Source organism: Halomonas sp. 707B3 (genome assembly GCF_024158645.1).
GTDB lineage: Bacteria > Pseudomonadota > Gammaproteobacteria > Pseudomonadales > Halomonadaceae > Vreelandella > Vreelandella lionensis.
Genome location: NZ_JAMZBE010000001.1, coordinates 1 through 22,025, shown reverse-complemented (window position 1 = coordinate 22,025; position 22,025 = coordinate 1). Strand labels below are relative to the sequence as shown.

Genomic DNA, 22,025 nt, shown 5'->3' with positions numbered 1-22,025 from the left:
AAGCAAGAAGGAGCTATGTGCCTACGATGAGTAACTCGCCCCATTTACCACCTCCACCCAAGCCACCTCACCAGCAGTCGGCGTGGGAGCGGCGGATTGAAACCGCGCTGTGGAACTCGCGCTTTTTGGTCATGCTAGCGGTGGTGCCAAGCCTATTAGGCTCGCTGATGCTGTTTATCGTCGGCACGCTGGATATCCTTAAAGTGGTGGGCGATGTACTGCACTACTACTTGGTGGATGACACCCATAACATCCACGACACCCTGGTGCCCGATATCATTATTGCGGTGGATATCTATCTGATCGCCATCGTGCTGCTGATTTTTGGGCTAGGCGTTTATCGGTTGTTCGTTTCGCGTATCGACCAAGCAGAGGTGCGTTACCCTGCACACCCCTTCAACGTTGCCTCGCTGGATCAGTTGAAAGACAAAATCGCCCGTGTGGTGATTTTGGCCGTGATTATCGAATTCTTCCGAGCAGTCGTCGATATCCGCTTCACCACGCCCTTAGAAGCGATTTATTTAGCGCTCTCCGTACTGGCGCTGGCCGCCGCGCTCTACTTGATGAGTTTGGCGCATAAAGGGGAGTAGTCATTAACAGGAGGAGTGGCGCGCGCCGTTACTCCTCTGCCAATAAATCGGCCACCAGCGCGTTAAGCTGCTGCTGGAACTGGCCACCGGGCGATGGCGGGGTTGGGTCTGAGGTGATCACCACCGTCATCTCCCGCTCGGGAATCACATACAGCGCCTGCCCGCCGTATCCTCTCCCGTAAGCGACGTGTTCACCCGCTAGCGTCGTGATAAACCAGCCAAAGCCGTAGCCATCGCCCGTCCAGGGTGATTGGCCTCTGGGCGTCCATGAATCTTCTACCCAGCCTTCAGGCAGCACGCGCTGGCCATTGGCCACGCCGTCGTTGCGGTACAGCTCCCCAATCGCAATGAGCGCGCGAGGGGAAAGCTGCATATCGTTCCCTCCAAAGTAGATCCCTTGAGGGTCCTGCGGCCACGGGGGAATCGCAATACCGAGCGGTTCGCCTAACAAGCGCTGGGCAAGCGCGAGGGTGCTTTCACCGCTGGCCTGAGTCAGCGCCGCCGAGAGCAAATGGCTGGTGCCGGTGGAGTAGAGCATGCGCCCGCCTGGGCGGTCCACGAATGGGCGAGTGAGCGCATCGTTTACCCAATGGGCGCTGGCCACCCAAGCGCCGTAGTTGCTGCCCGATGTACGCTCTAAGCCAGCTTGTTGTGCCAGTAAGTGCGCCACTGTGATGTCGTTCACCTGTGGGGCAGCAGCGCTGGGCACACTATCTAGTAGCGCCACCAGCGGCCGGTCAACGGATTCAATGACGCCCGCCTCGATCGCCGCCCCGGTCACGGCGGCTAACACCGTTTTCGATAGCGATTTGACGTTGGCAGGTGCCGCAACCCCTGGGCCGCCTTGGTGATGTTCATGAATAATATTGCCGTCGTAAGCCACCACTACAGTATGTAAGCGATCAAGCGCCTGAGCTTGTTGGTTGAGTGTTTGTAGCGCACCCGATGATGGTTCTGAGGCCTCAGCAGCGGTAACAGGCAAAGAAGTCATCACACAGGCAAATAAAAAGGCAGTTGTTTTCATCACAGCACCAGGCAAGGAAGTCGTAAACTTCGAGATACGTGAGGAGGTAAGGTTCCATTGAGAGGGCAGCAACCACGATTACGCAAACTGAGAAAAAGCCTGCTACGCTAGGAGAGATTATTGAAGGGAAGCAACCCTTTGATTTCCATGAAACGCTAAAGCAAGGAGTGCCGTTATGCGTAACATTATCTATATCGTAGGTCTGATCGTTGTTGTTCTGTTTATTTTGTCGCTGTTGGGCCTGCGTTAATCTCTGCCATGAATAACCCACGACCTGCATGATGCGATATTAGCGCTTCTAAACGCCCGCTCCCCCAGCGGGCGTTTTTTCTATACATGCCTCAAACTCTACACGTCTCAAACTCTATACATTCTCAACCAGAGGCTAGGCGCAATCCGCTGCCCCTTGGCCAAACATATCAAACATCAGCTCGCGGCCCATGGCTGTTAACACAAAACGGCCATAGTCATTAAAAGTGGCGGCATCACTCTCTTCCAACACTTGCTGGCAAAGCGCCCAACGGGGGTGCTGATGGCTCAGAGAGATCAACTCCTGGCGCGATAAACCACGCTGTATCAGGGTGATGGTTTCAAGCACATGGCCGCTCTCATAAAGCAGTTCCGCTACGCTAGAAAGGCAGTGGCGCAAGCTGCGCTGTACGTGGAAGGAAGCAGTGGTCGCGGGGGATAATGCTTCAGCGGGCATGGTAGGTTGCTCCTGCAATCGCAGCAAAATGGGTGTGCTGCAGTACATTATAAAGCAGTAGGGATGTTAGACCAAGGTCTATGTATTGGGCTGAGTTTTGCGTGTCATCTGAATTACCAAACAGCGCGTAAAGCATCGCCCAGTCGGGCGGTGATACAAGCGCGCACCGCGTAGCGGTGCCAGATTGACTTCGCCTCATTACCCTGATATTTATACAGCATGACAAAGCGTGCCTACAAAGAACGGTTCTACCCCACCTCTGAACAGGCTGAGCTGCTGGCGCAGTCATTCGGGTGTGCCCGTTTTGTCTGGAATAATACCCTGGCCTATCGCACCGAGGCGTATCAGCAGCGCGGTGAATCGGTCTCGCACTCATCGGCGGAAAAGCGACTGGTGGGCTTAAAGGCGGAGTTTCCGTGGTTGCGGGATGTTTCCAGCGTGATCCTGCAGCAAACGCTCCGCGACCAGAAAGCCGCCTTCGACAACTTCTTCAACCCAAAGCTCAAGGCGCGCTACCCACGTTTCAAGCGCAAGGATTGCCGGCAGTCGATCCGGCTGACCAAGGCCGCGTTCCGCTATCGGGATGGTGAGATCACTATCGCAAAAGCGAAGACGCCGTTACCCATCCGGTGGAGCCGGTCACTACCCTCTGCACCCTCTACCATCACGATTTCACGCGATCGTGCTGGACGCTACTTCATCAGTTGCCTGTGTGATTTCGTGCCAAAAGCGCTTCCGGTCACGCGCAAAACGGTCGGCATTGACCTCGGCTTGAGCGATTTGTTCATTACCAGTGACGGCGCAAAATCGGGCAATCCGCGTCATCTGAAACGCTACGAGGCGAAGCTGGTCTGCTTGCAGCGCCGGTTGGCGAAAAAACAGACAGGTTCAAACAACCGCAACAAACACCGTTGGAAAGTGGCACGGCTACATGCCAAGATCGCCGACTGTCGCCGTGACGCTACCCACAAAGCGACCCGCGCACTCATTAACGAAAACCAAGTCCTGTGCGTCGAGTCACTTAATATCATTGGTATGATCAAGAATAGACGGCTTTCTAAATCCATTAGCGATGCCGGGTGGGGTGAGTTCGTCCGGCAACTGGAATACAAGGCCGCCTGGGCGGGGCGCCAACTGGTGAAAGTGAGCCAGTGGTTCCCCAGCAGCAAGCGGTGTCATGGCTGTGGCTACAAGGTTGAGAAACTGCCGCTGTCGCAACGTCACTGGCACTGCGAAAGCTGCGGCTACCCCATTGACCGCGACATCAACGCGGCCAGGAATATACAAACCGCCGGGCTGGCGGGGTTAGCCTGTGGAGCGACCGGAGCGGAGGGCAGCGGCCTAGCTGCTGTCTAGTGAAGGCGTGTGGAAGCAGGAAGGTTCTGGGGGTGATCTCAGAACCCTCGCCCAAAGCGCGAAGCGCGGCGGGCGGGGAGTGTCAGAAAAAAGGTGTGGTAGTCTCGCAAGACTTCTTTTAGGGCTGGTTGATTATGCAGATTAGTGTCTTTGGTACCGGATATGTAGGGCTCGTGGCAGGTGCGTGTTTGGCGGATGTGGGTCATCAGGTCATCTGCATGGATATTGATGCTAACCGCATCGCACAGCTTAGCCGTGGTGAGATCCCTATTTTCGAGCCAGGCCTGAGCCAGCTGGTAGCGCATAACGTTGCCGCTGGGCGTTTGCGATTTACCACAGATACCGCACAGGCGGTAACCGAAAGCGACACGCTGTTTATCGCGGTGGGCACCCCGCCAGACGAAGATGGCAGCGCTGATCTGCAGTACGTATTAAGCGTTGCGGAAAGTATCGGCCAGCACATGCAGGACTATAAGCTGGTGGTTGATAAATCGACGGTGCCGGTAGGCACAGCCGAGCGTGTAAGCGACACCATCAGCCGCGTGCTACAGCAGCGTAAGGTTGAACACCCTTTTGATGTGTGCTCCAACCCTGAGTTTATGAAAGAAGGCGCTGCCATTGATGACTTCACCCGCGGCGCTCGCATTATCGTAGGCACCGAGAGCGAGCGGGTAAAAGAGCGCATGAAAGCCTGCTACGCGCCCTATAACCGCAACCACGACAAGCTGATGTTTATGAGCGTGCGAGCGGCAGAGCTGACGAAGTATGCCGCCAACGCCATGCTGGCGACCAAAATTAGTTTCATGAACGAAATGGCGAATTTAGCGGAGCGCTTAGAGGTTGATATTGAAGATGTACGCCGGGGAATCGGAAGTGACCCGCGCATTGGCTATCACTTTATTTATCCTGGTTGTGGTTATGGCGGCTCCTGTTTTCCTAAAGATGTGCACGCCCTTGAGCAAGCCGCTTTGCAATTAGGTTGCACGCCGGAATTATTAAAAGCCGTAGAAGCCGTTAATCAGCGCCAAAAACAAACGCTTTACACAAAACTGCAAGAGAGCCTCGGTAACTTAGAGGGGAAAGTAATTGCTATTTGGGGGCTAGCATTTAAGCCCGGCACCGACGATATGCGCGAAGCGCCCAGCCGAGCACTGATGGAAGCCCTGTGGGCAGCAGGCGCAAAGGTGCAAGCGTTCGACCCGGAAGCGATGGGTGAGTGCCGAAGGCTTTATGGCGAGCGTGACGACCTGATGCTCGCAGGCGATCGCATACAGGCAGTAAAAGGTGCAGATGCACTGGTTATTTGCACAGAGTGGAAAGAATTTCGCACCGTTGACTTCACTTGGTTAGCAAGCCAGCTAAACAATAAATTAGTGGTAGATGGGCGTAATTTATATGCGCCCAGCGCGTTGAGTGAGGCGGGTGTTTGCTATGTGGGTGTCGGTAGAAAGTCTTAATAAACAGAAGTTTATAGCTTTGGTTTGCTGTTTCTGATAAATGGGTAAGCCCAGGGCTAATAAATTTGTTAAAGTTAATAGTCTCAATGCCGAATAAATAACTAATTAGCTAACTTGAATAATGGCTGCCGCAAAATCGGTAAGACGGCCGCACAACGCGAAAAAGGGACGGTACGCATGGCTTCCATTTCATCACTTGGTATCGGTTCAGGGCTGGACCTCAACGGCTTGCTAGATCAGTTGCAAGAAGCTGAGCGTGGCAAACTTGCACCCATCGAGCAGCAACTGGAAACCCAGCAAACCAAAATTTCTGCCTACGGGCAGCTGCAGAGCGCCCTTTCTGAATTTCAAAGCGCCGCAGGTGCACTCAACGACAGCGCGCTCTATGAAAGCCTCTCTACCAACGTAGGGGGCGAAGCAATCACCGCCACGGCCGATGGCGAAGCGCAGCCCGGCAGCTACAACGTAACGGTGGAAACGCTAGCAACCCGCGGCACCTTAGCTTCTGAAGGCGTTACGGCTGCGGATGAAGCGCTCACCACAGCAGAGCAAACGCTTACTTTTACCTTTGAGGATGGCAGCACGCAGGATGTCACCATTGCGGCAGATAGCACTCTCGAAGATATGCGCGACGCCATCAATGCCAATGAAAATGCAGGCGTTAACGCCACTATTGTGAACGACGGCACTAACTACCGGTTAGCGCTTAGCTCAAGCGAAACAGGCGCTGATGCCTCGATTGCGGACTTCAACTTCTCAGGCACTGCGCCGTTTGCAGCGGATACCACCAACACGCTTCAAAAAGGCACAGACGCCGCGCTGAATGTGAATGGCATCGCCATCACTAGTCCTACCAACCAAGTAGAGGGCGCCATTCAAGGCGTCACGCTGAACCTTCAAGCAGAAGGGGATAGCACCGTTTCAGTAGAGCAAAACACCCTAGCAGTGCGCGAAGCGGTCACGGGCTTTGTGGATGCCTACAACGACCTAAAAGGCACCATTGGTGAACTCACCAGCTTTAATGCTGAAACCGGTGCCGCCGGTGACTTGTTGGGCGATAGCGCCGTGCGCACAGTAGAATCCCGCCTGCGCAGCGTGCTTGGCAGCGGCATTGAAGGCCAGTTCTCCATGCTGACTGATATCGGCATTTCACTACAACGCGATGGCACGCTGGAGATCGATAGCGGCAAGCTAGACGACGCCATTGCCAATAACCAAGATGCGCTCTCGGCGTTTTTTGCAGGCAGCGCAGAAGATGAGGGTATGGCGGGCCAGCTAAACCAAACCGTTGAGCAGCTGTTAGGCACGAACGGCGCAGTGGCTGGGGCGAAGTCGGGGGCTGAAAACCGTATTGAATCGCTCGGCGAACGTTATACCCGCATGGAACAATCCATCGAGCAAACCATATCCCGCTACCGCACCCAGTTTGGTCAGTTGGACGGCATGATCTCCCAAATGAACCAAACCAGCGCCTACCTCACCCAACAGTTTGATGCGTTAGACGCACAGCTAGGCCGAGAATAATACCAATTTTGTTTAGCTATCTCCAAAGCGCCTGCGATAAGCAGGCGTTTTTATTAGGGTAATAAGTGGGTACTACCTAAAGCACGAAAAAGCGCTAAATTTAGGCGTTGTTCCATCGATAAAAATGCTATTAAATTTCAATAAACACGCCGTACCTGGCTAAGTGTTTTAGATGACTGTTGGTTTAGCCTTTTGCATCGAGGAACATCGGCATGGCGACAATAACTTCCCTAGGCGTTGGCTCTGGCTTAGACCTCACTGGCCTATTAGACCAGCTTCAGGAAGCGGAGCGTGGCAAGCTCGCGCCTATTACCCGCCAAAAAGAGCAGCAGCAAGCCAAGATCTCTGCCTATGGCCAGCTGCAAACATCGCTAAACGCATTCCAAGACGCCGTGGCGAAAGTTAACGACCCAGCGCTTTACCAAAGCCTCTCGGCTAACGTGCAGGGCGATGCGATTAAAGCCACGGCCACGGCTGATGCACTGCCGGGCAGCTACCGCGTTGAAGTAACAAAACTCGCCACCACAGGCTCCCTAGCATCTAGCAGAGTCACCGAGAGCGATACCGCGCTAGATTTGCAGAGCGCCACCGCCATTCAGCTCACCTTTGGCAATAGCGATACGGTCAGCATTGATATTGCGGCAGACAGCAGCCTAACCGACATCCGCGATGCCATTAACGCCAACAAAGAGGCTGGGGTAAACGCCACCATTATTAACGATGGCACAGGCTACCGGCTGGCGCTTAGCTCTAAAACGACCGGCGCGGATGCCTCTATTGCCAGCTTTGGCTTCGTAGATGCAGCTGGAGCCACGGTAGCAGGCCCCTTTGCAGAAGATGCCGCCACCAAGCAAACCGGTGAAAACGCCGCGTTAACGGTAAACGGCATTGCCATTAGCAGCGCCAACAACCAGATCGAAGGGGCCATTCAGGGCGTTACCCTCAACCTAGCGGAACTCAGCATTGCCGATGGTGAAACCGCCTCCAGCACGGTGAACGTAGAGCGCGATACGCTCAAGCAGCGCGAAGCCATTAGCGGCTTTGTAAAAGCGTTTAACGACCTGAAAGGCACCATTGGCAAACTCACCAGTTTTAATGGCGACAGCGAAACCGCCGGTGATCTGGTAGGCGACAGCACCGTGCGCACCATTGAAAGCCGCCTGCGGAGCGTACTGACTGGCGGCGTAGCCGGTGGTGAACTTTCCACGCTTAACCAGCTAGGCATTACCCTGCAACGAGATGGCACGCTGGAAATGGATGAAGACAAAATCAGCGACCTAGTCGCCAATAACCCCCAAGCACTCAGCGACTTTTTCGTCGGTGGCGAAGCAGGCAATGGCCTGGCAGCCCAGCTCGACAGCACCGTAGAGCGAATGCTTGGCGATAACGGTGTAGTAAAGCTAGCGATTAGCGGTGCCGAAAGCCGTGTAAAAAGCCTGGATGAGCGCTATGAGCGCATGGAAAAAACCATTGAAGGCACCATCTCCCGCTACCGCACCCAGTTCGGCCAGCTAGATAGCATGATTGCCCAGATGAACAGCATGAGTTCCTACTTAACCCAGCAGTTTGATGCGCTAGATGCTCAGCTAGGCCGTAAAAAGTAGCCAACGTCACGGTAGCCAATAACGCCAAAAGCGGCCTCAACGGGCGATAAAGTGAACCGCTCAGAAAGAGGCCGCTTCAGCGGGCGACGGGTTTTAGCACCATTCTTAATATGCCCCACGCGATTGCAGGGCACAACGACAAAGCAACCTAACCCCTTCCAGCTACTCTCCCTCTCGGTACATGGCCGCCAAACTCTCTTCCGTGATGGGCTTACGCTTAGCATCCAAAATTTTGCCACCCAGCGCCGCCACCTCATGGGTAAAGGTAATTAAATCCTCCGGGTTGCGCGACACCTTCCGCGTGTTCAAAAAGCGGATCAAGATCGACACCCCCTGCACCGGCGTATGCTCCCCCTCTTTATGCTCTTTATGTAGCGGCGGCAGCTTACCCGGCGAGGTAGCGCTAGCCAGCATAATCGGGTAACCCTGCGGCCCCGGTGGAAGGTGGAAGGCGCCTAGCTCCGCCTCGTAAAAGGCATTTTTCGCGGCAAGCATTTCCCCCAGCGCTTGGTTAATGGCTTGGCTGGGGGTATCAAACATCACAAACAAACACTGCTGGGTCGGCTTTTTGCTTTGCTTGCTGGATGTTTTAGGCTGGCGTTGGTAGCTGGTGGTATCCGCCTGCTCTGCTGAGGAAGTAGGTGAGGGAGTGGGGGCCTGCTGAGAGGAAGGCTCGGCCTTGCGTGGTGCAATCACCACCTTATAAAACAGCGCAAAGCTTATCAGCCCTAGCACAACAGCGATGCCGCCCAGTAGCAATGGTAGGTAGGTTGTTATCATGATGCATCCTCTCCTGCATTCGTATGAACGTACAATACCCCTCTACGCATAAAAATGCAGCGCCTCGGCCAGCTGTGTAGTGCCATGTTGGGGTAGTGTTCACCAAAAATTACATAAATTTTTACTATTTACCCTAAAGGTTCTCTCTTTCGAGCCGTTAATTAGGACAACGGCACACACAGTGGCCGAAAAGCGGGCCTTCTAGGCCAGTGTTCCAGCAAGGAGAATCACCATGTCAGTGATCAATACCAACATTACATCGATGATCGGTCAGCAGAACCTGCGTGAATCGCAAAATTCTCTGCAAACTTCTATGGAGCGTTTGAGCTCTGGCCTGCGCATCAATAGCGCCAAAGACGACGCTGCTGGCCAGGCGATCGCTAACCGTATGAGCAGCCAAATCACTGGCCTATCTCAAGCACAGCGTAATGCCAACGACGGTATCTCTGTGGCGCAAACCGCTGAAGGTGGTTTGAACCAAATTAATGACAACTTGCAGCGTATTCGTGAATTGACTGTTCAGTCACAAAATGGCACCAACTCTGCAGATGACCTGCAGTCAATTCAGGACGAGATTACACAGCGTCTTAGTGAGATCGACCGTATTTCCGCCGAGACCAACTTTAACGGCACAGCGGTACTTGCAGCTGATCGGGGGTTGGATATTCAGGTAGGCGCCAACGACGGTGAAACTATTTCAGTCAATCTGCAGGAAGTTACGGCCAGCGCGCTTGGGCTGGGAAGCTTTGATGCTACCAGTACTTTCCGTATTAGTGATCTTGAGACAACGGCAACACAAACGTTAGAATCTTCCTCTCTTAATCCTAAAGATGCTTTCTTTACTGATAGTAGTACAGCAGCTACAAACTACGATCTTTATAAAGATGAAAACGGCAATCTTTTCGCATATGACGCTACCGCTAATGAAGGTTATGCCGTAACTTATGATAATGCTACGGGCGAACTTGAATTTAGCTCAACGTCCGCAGCAGCCATGAACGCGACTGATGCTAGTGTCTTCACTCAGATAAATGACGGCGATGATGTAGTAGTTGGTAGTGATGCCGAGGGCAATGATGTGGTGGTTGCATATGACCCTGCATCACTTGATGATAGTGCTAATCCTGAACCAGAGCTATATGTAGATAATGGAAATAGTACAACGCCTGCAAATGATTTCTATGTGAAAGATGGTGAAAGCTATTATGCTGCAACTATCGATTATGATACAGGTGAAGTCACCTACGACAGTTCCGTGGCTGGCTCTACAGCCGGCGACCTTGATGGTGAGACCTTAGTAACGGGGGCTATCGTCAGTAATCCAGAGGACGCGGTTACAATTAATGTAAGCGGTTTGGATACTGCGAAGGTAGGCGATACTGATAATGTGGAGGTCTTTGCTTATAACAGTGAAAGTAATCAGGAAGGTTATGTAGTCAAGGGCAGTGTAGATGGTAAGGATGTCTACTATAGCGCCACAGTTAACGAAACTGACGGTACAGTCGAGCTAGGTAAGCAACTAACTGACGACCCGCTGAAGAAGCTCGACGCCGCACTGAATCAGGTTGACAGCTTTCGTTCTGAACTGGGTGCTGTGCAGAACCGCTTTGAGTCTGCAATTACTAACCTGAGCACCAATGAGACTAACCTTTCTGCGGCACGGTCACGTATTGAAGATGCTGATTATGCAGTTGAAGTTGCCGAGATGACACGTGCACAGATCCTTCAACAGGCCGGTACTTCCGTACTGGCACAGGCTAACCAGCTGCCGCAGAACGTTCTTTCTCTGCTGGGTTAATTGCTGGCGTGATAACTGGGTCAGCATCTTGCCCCAATGCTTTAATAACCGGCCCTTGTGGGCCGGTTTTTTTATAACTAGAAATCCCAGGCATCAGGTATGCTGGCTGGATAAATTGGGTGATAGGTAAAGTCATGGCAAAGCCAGTACGTAAAAAGAACCTTCGCAGAGTGCATACTACCAGGGGAAAGAATTTCATCACGCTGGAAGAAGCCGAAAGAAATGCGTACAAGAATCCCGATAATGCCGCCGCCTGGCGCAGGCTGGGGGTTATCCAGATGCGTAAAGGGCGGTTGCACGAAGCTATTGCCAGCTTGGAAACATCAGGGCAACTGAACCCTAACGAGCATAATAACCTTGCTTGGCTTGGGTATACACACACGTTGCTGGGTAATATGGCGCAGGCGCAAAAATACCTGAACAGTGTTTTGGAAGACAATCCACAACACCTTCAGGCGTTAATTGGTTTAGTGGCGCTACAGTTCCATAGTGGGCAACATGCACTTACTCTTGAAACTCTTGAAACTGCCGAGGCACTAAGCCCTGATAATCCTGAGCTATTGGAGTACAAGGCGCAGAACCTGATGAAGCTGGCGCGCTACGAAGAGGCTCTCGATGTTTATCACCATATTCTTGAGCAAAGCCCCGATAATGTGAGGGCGTGGAATGGTGCAGGGGTTGTGTACCGGGATTTAGGGGATTTTGACAAGCTAGTGGAGTATCACAAGAAAGCGATTGCACTGGATAAGGATAATCCCCTCCCGTTTGCTAATTTGCTAACGGCGGTGCATTACTCGCCTGATTGGGGTAGTGACGAGATCGCTGAATTGTGCAAAGAGTGGCAAACACGCTATGCGCCTCGCCAGCCGCCAGCCCGGCCCGTACCCAGTAACCTGTCACCGGCTAAGATACTGCGTATAGGCATGTTTTCGGATGGCTTCAGAAGTCACCCTGTTGGCAACATGATCATTGAAGCAGTGGAGCGGCTGCATCCCGAGGAGGTTGAACTCTACTGCTACCCGACGCACAGTGACGAAGACCACATTACCCAGCGCTTCAAGAAGATTGCTGCCAAATGGCAGCCGATCAAACACCTGGCTAGCGACACATTTGCGCAATGTGTTCGCGATGACGGTATTGATATACTAATTGATATGTCTGGCCATAACAGTGGCTCGCGCGCTTATTCCGTAGCTCTGCAGCCGGCACCGTTGCTGGTTAAGTGGGTAGGTGGATTGATCAATACAACTGGTATTGAAGCCATAGACTACCTACTGAGCGATAGCATTGAAACGCCTCCAGAAGAGGTAGTCGATCAGCGTTATGTCGAAAAGCTTGTTCGCTTACCCGATGACTACATTGTCTATCATATACCGCGTAATGTGCCGCTAGTTCGTTCTCTGCCCGCTAAAAAAAATGGCTATATCACCTTGGGGTGTTTCAATAACCCAACCAAGCTAAATGATACAACATTGAGAGAATGGGCGAAGCTCATGCATGAGCTGCCGGACTCACGCCTTTTCCTTAAGAACAAACCCTATACCAGCAAGGCGCTTTGTGAGCGTATTTATGCCACTTTAGAACATGAAGGTATCGCCAGAAAACGTGTACTTATCGAAGGCCCGGCTAAGCACCTAAAGCTACTAGAAGCCTATGGTAAAGTGGATATTGCCTTAGACCCTTGGCCTTATTCTGGTGGCCTGACCACCTGTGAATCATTACTGATGGGCGTGCCGGTAGTGACTCTACCAGGGCCGACCTTTGCAGGACGTCACAGTGCAACACACCTGATCAACGCAGGTTTGCCTGAGCTGGTGGTGGATAGTTGGGAGCAGTACCGGGAACGAGTTATAGAGCTTGCCAGCGACCTGGAGAGTTTAGCTACGATACGCACACATTTGCGTGACATTCTCAAGCAATCTCCAGTGTGCGATGGCGCGCGTTTTGCCAAGCACTTAATGATAACACTGCGTGCCATCTGGCAACGTTACTGCGAAGGCAAAGCTCCGGAGGCGCTTACCTTCAATAAAGATGGCCAAGCATGGTTCAAGGGCGAAAGTGAACCGGTTGATGTCGTTGTGCAGGAAGTGAAAAATACCCAGCAAGAAAGCAGTGGCTTTAATTGGGAGATAAAAGGTCAGATCGTTACTATAGATAATGCCTGTAAAGTATTGCGCAATCGGGCATTGTCGCTCATGATCAAGTCACGTGCCTTTGCGATCATAGCCTTTGATCCGCAAAGTTTGGTCCAGAAACCTGAAGTGTATGCAAATAGCGAGAATATACAGCTATTCCAGCACGTATTGTTAGGCGACAACCAGCCCGCTACCCTGTATGTCTGTATGTCCCCTACCCTGAGTAGCACGTTAAAGCCACTGCCAACAGAGCAACAACCACTTGGGAAGCGTGAAGGCACCCGGTTATTAACTACGCTTCCCATTAATACGATTGCGTTGGATAGTATCAAAGGGATAGCTAGCTTAGATTGGCTGGTGTTAGACGGATTAAGCGATGCTGCCACCATTCTTGAGCATGGTCAAAGAGCGCTCACTGATACGCTAGTGATTGAATTATCCGCGGTTTTCCAACCAACTCATGAACGCCAGCCCAGCCTTGCTGAATTGCAGCATTGGGCCAGCCGTAACGGTTTCCGCTTTTATTGTTTAAATACACCGCGACATATCAGCCACTTACCAGAAAGTATACCCGCCAAAAAGCGCCAAGCCACCGAGCTGGAAAGCGCCGATGTCCTGTTCCTACCCAGCCATGCGCGCATGACAACATTATCTGATAACCAACGAATCAAACTCGCCTTCCTGCTGCACACGGTGTATGGCATTAAAGATATGGCGTATGAGTTGTTGGCTGAGGTGAGTCAGGAGAAGGCTGAGGAGTACTTGGTGGAGGAAGGTTTGGCTGAGAAAATGAAAAAGCCAGCTGTGACGCGTGAAGTTATTTATGACCCTAGTCAGCTTGAGTGTAATCAATGTGAGTTTACCCTGTGCGTAGGGGTTCCAGTTTATAATGAAGAGAAGTATATTCGTGAGACTCTACAATCTCTAAAGAGACAAGATTTTAAAGACGTTAGATTTTTAGTTTCAGATAATTGCTCTACGGATAATACGTTAAATATTATCCGTGAAGAGGTGGCAGGGGATGATCGGTTTGAAATATTTCAGCAATCCGAGAATATAGGTGCTGGAAGGAATTTTGAGTTTGTTTTTAATAATAGTAAGTCGAAGTACTTTATGTGGTTAGGAGCCCATGATTTTTTATCAGACTCATATCTGTCTTTGGTTGTTGAAGATATACAGAAAAGTCCTGATGCCTCTATGGTAATGGGTAAACCTATGGCAGTAGATGAAAAGTCATGTGTGAAAGGTGTCGTTCACAGCGCAATCTATGATTTTTCAAATAACAAAAAAGAGAGTCGTTATTTAAAGTCAGTTGCTGAGCTTGCAAACTGTACGGTTTTTCATTCTGTTTTCTTACGTAAGTCTCTAGATGACTTTGTGTTTAGAACAACAATCTCTAATGACCATGTTTTAATAAGCCATTTGCTTTGGCATGGGAAGTTGAAGAATATAGAAGATGTTTGCTATTTCAGGCGCTATTTTTACAAAAGAAGTGAAAGTCAAGAGGAGAGGCTTGCAGGCAGTAATGTTAAGTTGGAAAGAGAAGGTTTTTATAAATATTACTTAGATGATTTGAGGGGGCTGTCTAGATATATGAGTGAATTAAGTTCGAATCAACTTTTAAGTAAAGCAAACGAGATTATTAGATCAAGGTTTGGTTAGAGGGGTGGTTATGAAATGCGTTATATTAGCCGGTGGGCTTGGTACCAGAATATCTGAAGAAACACACTTAAAGCCAAAGCCGATGATTGAAATAGGTGGTAAGCCTATTCTTTGGCATATAATGAAGCTGTATTCTTTTTATGGGGTTAATGATTTTATTATTTGCTGTGGTTATAAAGGATATATTATCAAAGAATATTTTGCTAATTATTTTTTGCATATGTCAGATGTTACGTTTGACATGTCAAGCAATACAATGCAGGTGCATGAAAAACATGCCGAACCATGGAGGGTGACATTGGTTGATACAGGGGAAGAAACTTTGACAGGTGGGCGCCTCAAGCGGGTCGCAAAATATGTGCGTGATGAAGTATCTTTTTGTTTTACCTATGGTGATGGAGTGGCCGATATAGATATCGGCGCTCAACTTGCTTTTCACCAGCAACATGGAAAGCTCGCTACTGTAACGGCAGTACAGCCTCCAGGTCGTTACGGGGCATTACTTCGGGATGAAACTTCGGTAAGTGGTTTTCAGGAAAAGCCTCCAGGTGATGGGGCTTGGATTAACGGTGGTTTTTTTGTACTCAATCCGAAAGTTCTGGAATTTATTGATGGAGACCAAAGTTCATGGGAAGGCCGTCCACTGGAAAGCATTGCTAAAAGTGGACAGTTGGAAGCTTTTGAACATCTTGGATTTTGGCAACCCATGGATACTCTGCGTGAAAAAAATTATCTAGAGCATCTTTGGGATTCAGGTAAAGCCCCTTGGAAACTATGGTCATGAATAAGGCATCATCGTCTTTTTGGCAGGGTAAACGAGTGCTAGTGACCGGCCACACAGGTTTCAAGGGGTGTTGGTTGGTCTTGTGGTTGCAGCGCTTGGGAGCAAATGTAACAGGGCTTGCTTTAGCGCCTAATACAAACCCCAACTTGTATATGCTTGCCAATGTAGATAACAACTTGAAGAGCTACGAATGCGATATCCGCGATGCTCATAACGTCTCGCGCATTGTGCAAGAAGCTAAACCAGAAATAGTATTTCACTTGGCTGCACAATCATTAGTGCGTGCTAGCTATAAAGACCCGCTGGCTACCTATGCTACTAATATTCAAGGGACAGCCAATGTGCTGGATAGCCTGCGAGAGATGGAGCACGTGCGTGTAGTTGTAGCAATTACCACCGATAAAGTGTATCGCAACCTCGAGCAGCCATATCCTTATCGCGAAACTGATAATCTTGGTGGGCATGATCCTTATAGTGCTAGTAAGGCTGCTGCTGAGCTGGTCGTTGCCAGTTATCGGGATGCTTTTTTGTCAGAGCAAGGGGTTGCTGTGGCGACGGCTCGGGCCGGTAACGTAATTGGCGGTGGCGATTGGGCTGAAGATCGCTTATTGCCTGATGCCGTGCGCGCCTGGAGTGCCGGACACCCATTATATATTAGACGGCCGTCAGCGGTTCGCCCCTGGCAGCATGTGCTAGAGCCGCTTTCTGCGTATTTGCGTCTGGCAGAGAAGCTCTATGAGGAGCCCAAAAAAGCAGGGGCTTATAACTTTGGCCCTCGCCCTCATGATGCAGCTACCGTGGAAGATGTTATTACAAAGGCGCGCAAATCATTTGGGAGCGGTGAGATTGAGTGGGGTAATGGTTGTGGAGGGCCGCATGAAGCGAATTGGTTGGCTCTAGAGACAGCAAAGGCACGTACTGCACTAGGTGTTGAGCCGCGTTGGGACTTGGGGCAATCTATAGCCTGTACGATGAATTGGTATCGGCGCCAGCTTGCAGGGGAGTCAGCGCAAGCGCTTTGTCTAGAAAATATCACTGCCTATGAGTCACATATCGAAGGTATGAAATCATAATGGGCCTACTGACCGTGAGCCACACCCCATTAAACGGGCTGATGCTTATGCAAAGGAATCAGATTGGAGATCATCGGGGCTTTCTTCAGCGACTTTTTTGCGCTGAATTTTTAAAGCAGGCTGGTTGGCATACTCCTATTATGCAAATCAATCATACCTTTACACGTCACAGTGGCACTGTGCGTGGCCTACATTTTCAATATGCTCCCTATGCTGAAATGAAATTAGTGACTTGCTTGAAAGGTGCGGTGTGGGATTTGGCTGTCGATTTACGTCCCGGCTCCCCTACTTTTCTTCATTGGCACGCGGAAGAATTGAGTGCAATTAACCAGAGATCTTTGATGATACCGGAAGGGTTTGCACATGGGTTTCAAGCCTTAAGTGATGACGTTGAGATGCTCTATTGTCATTCTCAAAGTTACATGCCTGCTATGGAAGGAGGGTTGCATTCACAAGACCCTCGTCTAGCGATTAATTGGCCACTCCCTATTAAAAAATTGTCGGATCGAGACGCTTCCCATAAGCTGATTGATAATAATTTTGAAGGAGTTGTACTTTGAACTGTCGACATTGTGCAGTACCTTTAAGTCACACGTTTCTTGACCTAGGTTTTGCTCCACCCTCCAATGCCTATCTTACGGCGGCTGATCTTGCTAAACCCGAAAAATATTTCCCGCTAAGAGTTAAGGTTTGTGATCAATGTTGGCTAGTACAGACTGAGGATCACGCCCAGGCGAACGAACTCTTTAACCCTGATTATGCCTACTTCTCCAGTACCTCTAGCGGCTGGTTGGCACACGCTGAACAATATGCTGCACAAATATCTAGTGAACTGAACCTTAATGCTAACAGCCTAGTTATCGAAGTGGCGTCTAATGATGGTTATTTGCTTAAAAACTTTGTTGCCATGCGGATACCATGCCTTGGCATTGAGCCAACCGACAGCACTGCTACGGCGGCGGAAGAGAAAGGCATTCCTGTTTTACGGGAGTTCTTTGGTGAAGCGCTGGGTAAACAACTGGCTCGTGAGGGCAGGCAGGCTGATTTAATTATCGGTAACAATGTTTATGCTCATGTGCCGGATATTAACGATTTCACGCGCGGACTCAAGTCAGTACTTAAGCCAAGCGGCACTATCACTCTAGAATTTCCCCATCTAATGCGCTTGCTTGAGCATTGCCAGTTCGACACTATCTACCATGAGCACTACTCTTATTTGTCGCTTTCAACTGTAAGTCGTATTTTTAAGGCTGCAGGCCTACGTATTTGGAAAGTTGCAGAACTGGATACTCATGGAGGAAGTTTACGTATATACGGTTGTCATGATGAGGATGATAGGGCAGATCATCAATCAGTTGTGGCAATGCTGCAACTAGAGTCAAACTATGGCTTGCAACAATTGGATACTTACCTTGACTTTCAGGCTCGCGCAAACAAAATCAAGGATGACCTGCTTTGTTTTCTTATCAAACAAAAGAATGCAGGGAAAAAAGTTGCTGCTTATGGCGCAGCTGCTAAAGGAAACACCTTGCTCAATTATGCTGGAGTGAAGCCAGATCTGCTTCCTTTAGTGTGTGACGCTGCACCAGCCAAGCAGGGAAAGTTTATGCCGGGCAGCCATATACCGATCTTGGAGCCAGTGCATTTGTCGGTAGATAAACTCGATTATGTATTAATCCTGCCCTGGAATATTGCAGAAGAGGTCAAACATCAGAATGCATCTTTGGAGGCAAGCGGTATCCAGTTTTTTGTTGCAATTCCAAAGATTTGTATCTTATGACTAGAGTGCTATTAACTGGCGCGACTGGTTTTGTGGGACAGCACATTCTGCAAGCGCTATGTAGGATCCCTGAGGTAAAGGTGGTACCTGTTATTCGCGAGGTAAAAGAGCCATTAATGGCCTCTTCACCTAGTGTGGAGAGGGTTGTGGTAACTACTGATCTTTTTTCAGAAAGCGAAGCTTGGTGGGCAGAACAATGTCGAGATATAGATGTTGTTGTACATGTGGCTTGGTATGCAGAGCCGGGAAGGTACTTGCAGGCATGTCAAAATATGGACTGCCTTATTGGTTCGCTTAACCTTGTGAAAGGTGCAGTAGTCGCTGGAGTAGGGCGCTTTGTTGGTATTGGGACTTGTTTTGAATATGATTTAGAAAATGGTGTGGCTTCTTTGAGTACGCCGCTTAAGCCATTAACACCTTATGCTTCTGCGAAGGCTGCTTTGTTTTTGAGCTTGTCACAGTGGCTGCCAGCCCAGTCCGTCCAATTCGCTTGGTGTAGGCTCTTCTATCTTTACGGTGAGGGAGAAGACGAACGTCGGCTAGTGCCTTACATTCGCAAGCAAATCGAAAATGGAAAATCAGCAGAGTTGACTAGTGGTAAACAAATTAGGGACTTTCTTGATGTTGCTGAAGCGGGGAAGATGATAGCAGATATTGCCTTAAGTAATTGTGAGGGACCATTCAATGTTTGCTCGGGAATTCCAATTACTGTTAGAGAGCTAGCGGAGAGAGTTGCTGATGAATATGGGCGTAGAGATTTGCTTATGTTTGGAGCACGCCCTGATAATTTAATTGATCCACCATGTGTACTTGGTATCCCAACTAGTAAATAGGGTGTTCTCATGACAAACGTTTTATATCGGCAAGATCGGTTTCCGATTCTGCAAAATCGAGTTTATGAAACAGTATCAGAAGCTAAAAGTTGTACTTTAGGAGATATTTTAATCATTGAGGATCAGCAAACTGGATTGGTTTATAATTCTGCTTTTCAACCTGAGTTGATGGTCTATGATGAGAAATATAATAATGAGCAGAGCCTGAGCGAGTGCTTTAGATTGCATTTAGACGAAGTAGCAACATTGGTTGAAAGCTTTCTTGGTGAAGATAAGTTGATTGAAGTTGGTTGCGGGAAGGGTTTTTTTTTAGAGATGCTCCTTGAACGGGGTGTCGATATAACGGGGTTTGACCCAACATATGATGGCATCAATCCTAGGGTTATCAAAAAGTATTTTTCTCCTGATGTTATCGTTGGTAATCCTAAAGGGTTTGTTCTTCGGCATGTTTTAGAGCATGTGCCAAATCCTGTTGATTTCCTTTTTCAGTTGCAATCGGCAAATATGGGTGGTGGGCTAATTTATATTGAAGTTCCTTGCTTTGATTGGATTTGTGAAAGACGTGCTTGGTTTGATATTTTTTATGAGCATGTCAACTATTTTCGATTAAGTGATTTCTCTAGAATGTTTGGTAGGGTTATAAAAAGTGGCCATTTTTTTGGTGGTCAGTATATTTATGTTATTGCTGATCTGGCTTCGCTAAGAGAGCCTGTTTTTGATGAAGACGATGCCGTCGCGTTTCCATCAGATTTTCTGTCCGGCCTTGACTTTAAATTTCAAAAGGATGGGGGAGAAGAATACCCTGTGTGTGTTTGGGGTGGATCTTCAAAAGGCGTGATATTCTCGTTATTACGTAAACGAGCAGGTTTAAAGGTAGATGTTGTTATCGATATTAATCCAGCAAAGCAAGGGAAATTCTTGCCTGTTACGGGTTTAGAGATACAATCGCCTAATGAAGGTTTGCGTGACCTACCAACGGGTGCACCTTTACTTGTTATGAACTCGAATTACCTTGACGAGATTAGTGGTATGTCGGGTCACAAATTTTTTTATATTGGAGTTGATCAATGAATGCTTTTGAAAAAGAAGTGAAAGAGCGTGTTCAGAGTTATTCAAAAAGTAATGGTTTACTAAATGCTGCTCGACAGTTCCGGCTTGAATCAATAATTTCTAGGTATTCTTATAATTTTTCGGCGCTTGGGAGACCGATCATCCAGTATCCCCAGGATATGGTCGCTATGCAGGAGCTAATCTGGGAAGTTAAGCCAGATTTGATTATTGAAACAGGCATCGCCCACGGCGGCTCTCTGATGTTAAGTGCATCTATGCTCGCACTACTAGATATGTGCGAAGCCATCGAGACAGGCGTAACGATTGACCCCAATCAGTCTAAACGCAAAGTGCTGGGTATTGATATCGACATACGCGCACATAACAGGGAGGCTATTGAAGCTCACCCAATGTTCTCACGCATCGAAATGATTCAGGGCTCCAGCATTTCGCCTGACGTGGTTGAGCAAGTTCAACAAATAGCTAAGGGCTACGAGCGCGTGCTGGTGTGCCTAGATTCCAACCATACCCATGACCACGTACTGGCCGAGCTGGAAGCTTATGCGCCGCTGACGAGTGTTGGAAGCTATTGTGTAGTCTTTGACACCATCGTAGAAGATATGCCTGCTGATATGTTTCCTGACCGTCCTTGGGGGCCAGGTAATAACCCAAAAACGGCTGTCTGGGAATACCTTGAAAAACATGACGGATTTAAAATAGATAAGGATATCCATAATAAACTTATGATTACTGTCGCGCCAGATGGGTATCTGAAGCGAATATTTTGATTTAAGTTTTTCCTGTCGTGAAGCTGTTTGGTTGGATAAGCTGGATGACCATAAAAGCTCCCATGGGCAGCATGCCCTAACTGCCTGTGGGATACGAGAGCGGTACATGCTTACATGCTGTAGTTCGCTGCCCAGAAGGACGGGTAAAGACTCTGTCTGGAGGGTAAGCCACTGAACTACTTCAACCCCGCAGAAAAACTCAAACCTCATTTTGTGGTGTGGGGGGTATTAGTGGGATGATAGCCGTTTTTGCGATTATTGTGCCGAATGCGATAAAAAAATAGAAATTCAACAAAGCCAGGAATGAACGTGACGCAAACCAGCACCACCATCTCAGCCCGAGAGGTCGTCAAGGATCTTGTCCCTAAGCTCAATGCGGTTGAAAAGCAGATTAAGCTAACGATTAGCGCCGTTGTGGAAGCCAGCAGCACAGCGCCTGAGAAAAAAGAGCGTTATGCCAAGCTGAAGGCGGAGTTCCAGCTGGAACTCACCATGATTCGTATGAACCTGGAGCATCTGCTAAAACGCTACCGTAACGAGCTGGAAGCAGCGATGAACGACCCGCGTAAAGATATGCTGCTCACCCTAGATGCTTACGAAGCCACAGCGGTTGAAAACGCCAAGCAGCTATATGCGCGGGTGCAACGCCTGCAGCAAGGCCATTAAGTGAGTATGCAGCCCGAGGAGCATGAACAAGTAGCGCTCGCGTTAGAAACGCTGATTCGTGAAACCCAGGCAACGATAGCGCGGGTAGAGCAACACGGGCTGGATATCACCATGCCGGAAGATTATCAGGCGCTGTTGGATATTTTAGACAGCGCCATCAAGCAGCAGCGCGAGCATACCAAGATGGCGTTAGGATAAACTCTGTCACTGCTATATTCGAATAATTCGAATAAATTTCAGCCTGTGCGCTTTACCCAGCGCCATTAAGAAGCCTGCTGATTCACTCTCTGGTCATTGCGAATGCAGGGAGTCGGTCTGGGTTGGTTGCTGTGTCTCCACGTCAAACGCGACTATCTGCCGCTTAACGCTTGAAAACTCAACGCCCACCAAATGGATCGGCTTGCCGCTGGCGCGG

General features: G+C 49.5%; 19 protein-coding genes. 16 read left to right on the top strand and 3 right to left on the bottom strand.

The window, feature by feature from the left end; translation table 11 throughout:
• Positions 1-26 precede the first annotated feature (26 nt).
• Complete coding sequence (locus tag BIS10_RS00100) at positions 27-590, top strand: YqhA family protein (protein WP_083023496.1); 564 nt, start codon at positions 27-29, stop codon at positions 588-590.
• 28 nt (positions 591-618) lie between these two features.
• Here the strand turns inward: BIS10_RS00100 and BIS10_RS00095 are convergent, their stop codons facing one another.
• Both BIS10_RS00095 and BIS10_RS00090 read right to left on the bottom strand, forming a co-directional pair.
• Positions 619-1,614, bottom strand: a complete 996-nt coding sequence (locus tag BIS10_RS00095) for a serine hydrolase (RefSeq protein ID WP_253501073.1) — start codon at positions 1,612-1,614, stop codon at positions 619-621.
• 385 nt (positions 1,615-1,999) lie between these two features.
• Entirely contained in the window at positions 2,000-2,320 is a 321-nt protein-coding gene (locus tag BIS10_RS00090) for a hypothetical protein (RefSeq protein WP_253501070.1), read from the bottom strand.
• A gap of 219 nt (positions 2,321-2,539) precedes the next feature.
• Between BIS10_RS00090 and BIS10_RS00085 the strand changes: the two genes are divergently transcribed.
• The 4 genes from BIS10_RS00085 to fliD (BIS10_RS00070) all read left to right on the top strand — a co-directional run bounded on the left by BIS10_RS00085 (position 2,540) and on the right by fliD (BIS10_RS00070) (position 8,261).
• Positions 2,540-3,676, top strand: a complete 1,137-nt coding sequence (locus tag BIS10_RS00085) for a transposase (RefSeq protein WP_253501067.1) — start codon at positions 2,540-2,542, stop codon at positions 3,674-3,676.
• Positions 3,677-3,810: 134 nt separating this feature from the next.
• Positions 3,811-5,133, top strand: coding sequence for a UDP-glucose/GDP-mannose dehydrogenase family protein (locus BIS10_RS00080; RefSeq protein ID WP_253501064.1), 1,323 nt, complete (start codon positions 3,811-3,813; stop codon positions 5,131-5,133).
• 177 nt (positions 5,134-5,310) lie between these two features.
• Positions 5,311-6,657, top strand: a complete 1,347-nt coding sequence (gene fliD / locus BIS10_RS00075; protein ID WP_253501061.1) for a flagellar filament capping protein FliD — start codon at positions 5,311-5,313, stop codon at positions 6,655-6,657.
• 212 nt (positions 6,658-6,869) lie between these two features.
• Complete coding sequence (gene fliD, locus BIS10_RS00070) at positions 6,870-8,261, top strand: flagellar filament capping protein FliD (protein WP_253501058.1); 1,392 nt, start codon at positions 6,870-6,872, stop codon at positions 8,259-8,261.
• A 162-nt stretch (positions 8,262-8,423) separates the two neighbouring features.
• Here the strand turns inward: fliD (BIS10_RS00070) and BIS10_RS00065 are convergent, their stop codons facing one another.
• A complete protein-coding gene (locus BIS10_RS00065; RefSeq protein WP_253501055.1) occupies positions 8,424-9,041 on the bottom strand; it encodes a cell division protein ZipA C-terminal FtsZ-binding domain-containing protein in 618 nt (205 codons plus the stop codon).
• Between the two features lie 232 nt (positions 9,042-9,273).
• Here BIS10_RS00065 and BIS10_RS18850 point away from each other — a divergent pair, with 232 nt between their 5' ends.
• The 11 genes from BIS10_RS18850 (at position 9,274) to BIS10_RS00005 (ending at position 21,808) form a co-directional block, all read left to right on the top strand.
• Complete coding sequence (locus BIS10_RS18850) at positions 9,274-10,839, top strand: flagellin (RefSeq protein ID WP_301281914.1); 1,566 nt, start codon at positions 9,274-9,276, stop codon at positions 10,837-10,839.
• A 134-nt stretch (positions 10,840-10,973) separates the two neighbouring features.
• Positions 10,974-14,636: a glycosyltransferase gene (locus BIS10_RS00050; RefSeq protein WP_253501052.1), complete on the top strand. Its 3,663-nt coding sequence runs from the start codon at positions 10,974-10,976 to the stop codon at positions 14,634-14,636.
• Positions 14,637-14,646: 10 nt separating this feature from the next.
• Positions 14,647-15,420 (top strand): glucose-1-phosphate cytidylyltransferase, encoded by a 774-nt coding sequence (gene rfbF / locus BIS10_RS00045; RefSeq protein WP_253501049.1) that lies wholly within the window; start codon positions 14,647-14,649, stop codon positions 15,418-15,420.
• A complete protein-coding gene (gene rfbG / locus BIS10_RS00040; RefSeq protein ID WP_253501175.1) occupies positions 15,411-16,493 on the top strand; it encodes a CDP-glucose 4,6-dehydratase in 1,083 nt (360 codons plus the stop codon). Before rfbF ends, rfbG begins: the two co-directional genes overlap by 10 nt.
• Positions 16,493-17,053, top strand: a complete 561-nt coding sequence (locus BIS10_RS00035) for a dTDP-4-dehydrorhamnose 3,5-epimerase family protein (RefSeq protein WP_253501047.1) — start codon at positions 16,493-16,495, stop codon at positions 17,051-17,053. The genes rfbG and BIS10_RS00035 overlap by 1 nt, the downstream gene beginning before the upstream one ends.
• Positions 17,050-18,273, top strand: a complete 1,224-nt coding sequence (locus BIS10_RS00030) for a class I SAM-dependent methyltransferase (RefSeq protein WP_253501044.1) — start codon at positions 17,050-17,052, stop codon at positions 18,271-18,273. The genes BIS10_RS00035 and BIS10_RS00030 overlap by 4 nt, the downstream gene beginning before the upstream one ends.
• Entirely contained in the window at positions 18,270-19,106 is an 837-nt protein-coding gene (locus BIS10_RS00025) for an NAD(P)-dependent oxidoreductase (protein WP_253501042.1), read from the top strand. The genes BIS10_RS00030 and BIS10_RS00025 overlap by 4 nt, the downstream gene beginning before the upstream one ends.
• A 9-nt stretch (positions 19,107-19,115) precedes the next feature.
• Positions 19,116-20,177: a class I SAM-dependent methyltransferase gene (locus BIS10_RS00020; protein WP_253501040.1), complete on the top strand. Its 1,062-nt coding sequence runs from the start codon at positions 19,116-19,118 to the stop codon at positions 20,175-20,177.
• The gene (locus BIS10_RS00015; protein WP_253501038.1) at positions 20,174-20,944 is read left to right on the top strand and encodes a cephalosporin hydroxylase family protein; all 771 of its coding nucleotides are present in this window, start codon (positions 20,174-20,176) and stop codon (positions 20,942-20,944) included. The genes BIS10_RS00020 and BIS10_RS00015 overlap by 4 nt, the downstream gene beginning before the upstream one ends.
• Before the next feature lie 309 nt (positions 20,945-21,253).
• Positions 21,254-21,610 (top strand): hypothetical protein, encoded by a 357-nt coding sequence (locus BIS10_RS00010; protein WP_392567136.1) that lies wholly within the window; start codon positions 21,254-21,256, stop codon positions 21,608-21,610.
• 6 nt (positions 21,611-21,616) lie between these two features.
• Positions 21,617-21,808, top strand: a complete 192-nt coding sequence (locus BIS10_RS00005) for a hypothetical protein (protein ID WP_253501172.1) — start codon at positions 21,617-21,619, stop codon at positions 21,806-21,808.
• Positions 21,809-22,025 lie beyond the last annotated feature (217 nt).

Excerpts from the sequence above, each read along its gene's own strand:
- BIS10_RS00100 (WP_083023496.1), top strand. The coding sequence starts at position 27 with ATGAGTAACTCGCCCCATTTACCACCTCCACCCAAGCCACCTCACCAG.
- BIS10_RS00095 (WP_253501073.1), bottom strand. The coding sequence starts at position 1,614 with ATGAAAACAACTGCCTTTTTATTTGCCTGTGTGATGACTTCTTTGCCT.
- BIS10_RS00090 (WP_253501070.1), bottom strand. The coding sequence starts at position 2,320 with ATGCCCGCTGAAGCATTATCCCCCGCGACCACTGCTTCCTTCCACGTA.
- BIS10_RS00085 (WP_253501067.1), top strand. The coding sequence starts at position 2,540 with ATGACAAAGCGTGCCTACAAAGAACGGTTCTACCCCACCTCTGAACAG.
- BIS10_RS00080 (WP_253501064.1), top strand. The coding sequence starts at position 3,811 with ATGCAGATTAGTGTCTTTGGTACCGGATATGTAGGGCTCGTGGCAGGT.
- fliD (WP_253501061.1), top strand. The coding sequence starts at position 5,311 with ATGGCTTCCATTTCATCACTTGGTATCGGTTCAGGGCTGGACCTCAAC.
- fliD (WP_253501058.1), top strand. The coding sequence starts at position 6,870 with ATGGCGACAATAACTTCCCTAGGCGTTGGCTCTGGCTTAGACCTCACT.
- BIS10_RS00065 (WP_253501055.1), bottom strand. The coding sequence starts at position 9,041 with ATGATAACAACCTACCTACCATTGCTACTGGGCGGCATCGCTGTTGTG.
- BIS10_RS18850 (WP_301281914.1), top strand. The coding sequence starts at position 9,274 with ATGTCAGTGATCAATACCAACATTACATCGATGATCGGTCAGCAGAAC.
- BIS10_RS00050 (WP_253501052.1), top strand. The coding sequence starts at position 10,974 with ATGGCAAAGCCAGTACGTAAAAAGAACCTTCGCAGAGTGCATACTACC.
- rfbF (WP_253501049.1), top strand. The coding sequence starts at position 14,647 with ATGAAATGCGTTATATTAGCCGGTGGGCTTGGTACCAGAATATCTGAA.
- rfbG (WP_253501175.1), top strand. The coding sequence starts at position 15,411 with ATGGTCATGAATAAGGCATCATCGTCTTTTTGGCAGGGTAAACGAGTG.
- BIS10_RS00035 (WP_253501047.1), top strand. The coding sequence starts at position 16,493 with ATGGGCCTACTGACCGTGAGCCACACCCCATTAAACGGGCTGATGCTT.
- BIS10_RS00025 (WP_253501042.1), top strand. The coding sequence starts at position 18,270 with ATGACTAGAGTGCTATTAACTGGCGCGACTGGTTTTGTGGGACAGCAC.
- BIS10_RS00020 (WP_253501040.1), top strand. The coding sequence starts at position 19,116 with ATGACAAACGTTTTATATCGGCAAGATCGGTTTCCGATTCTGCAAAAT.
- BIS10_RS00015 (WP_253501038.1), top strand. The coding sequence starts at position 20,174 with ATGAATGCTTTTGAAAAAGAAGTGAAAGAGCGTGTTCAGAGTTATTCA.
- BIS10_RS00005 (WP_253501172.1), top strand. The coding sequence starts at position 21,617 with ATGCAGCCCGAGGAGCATGAACAAGTAGCGCTCGCGTTAGAAACGCTG.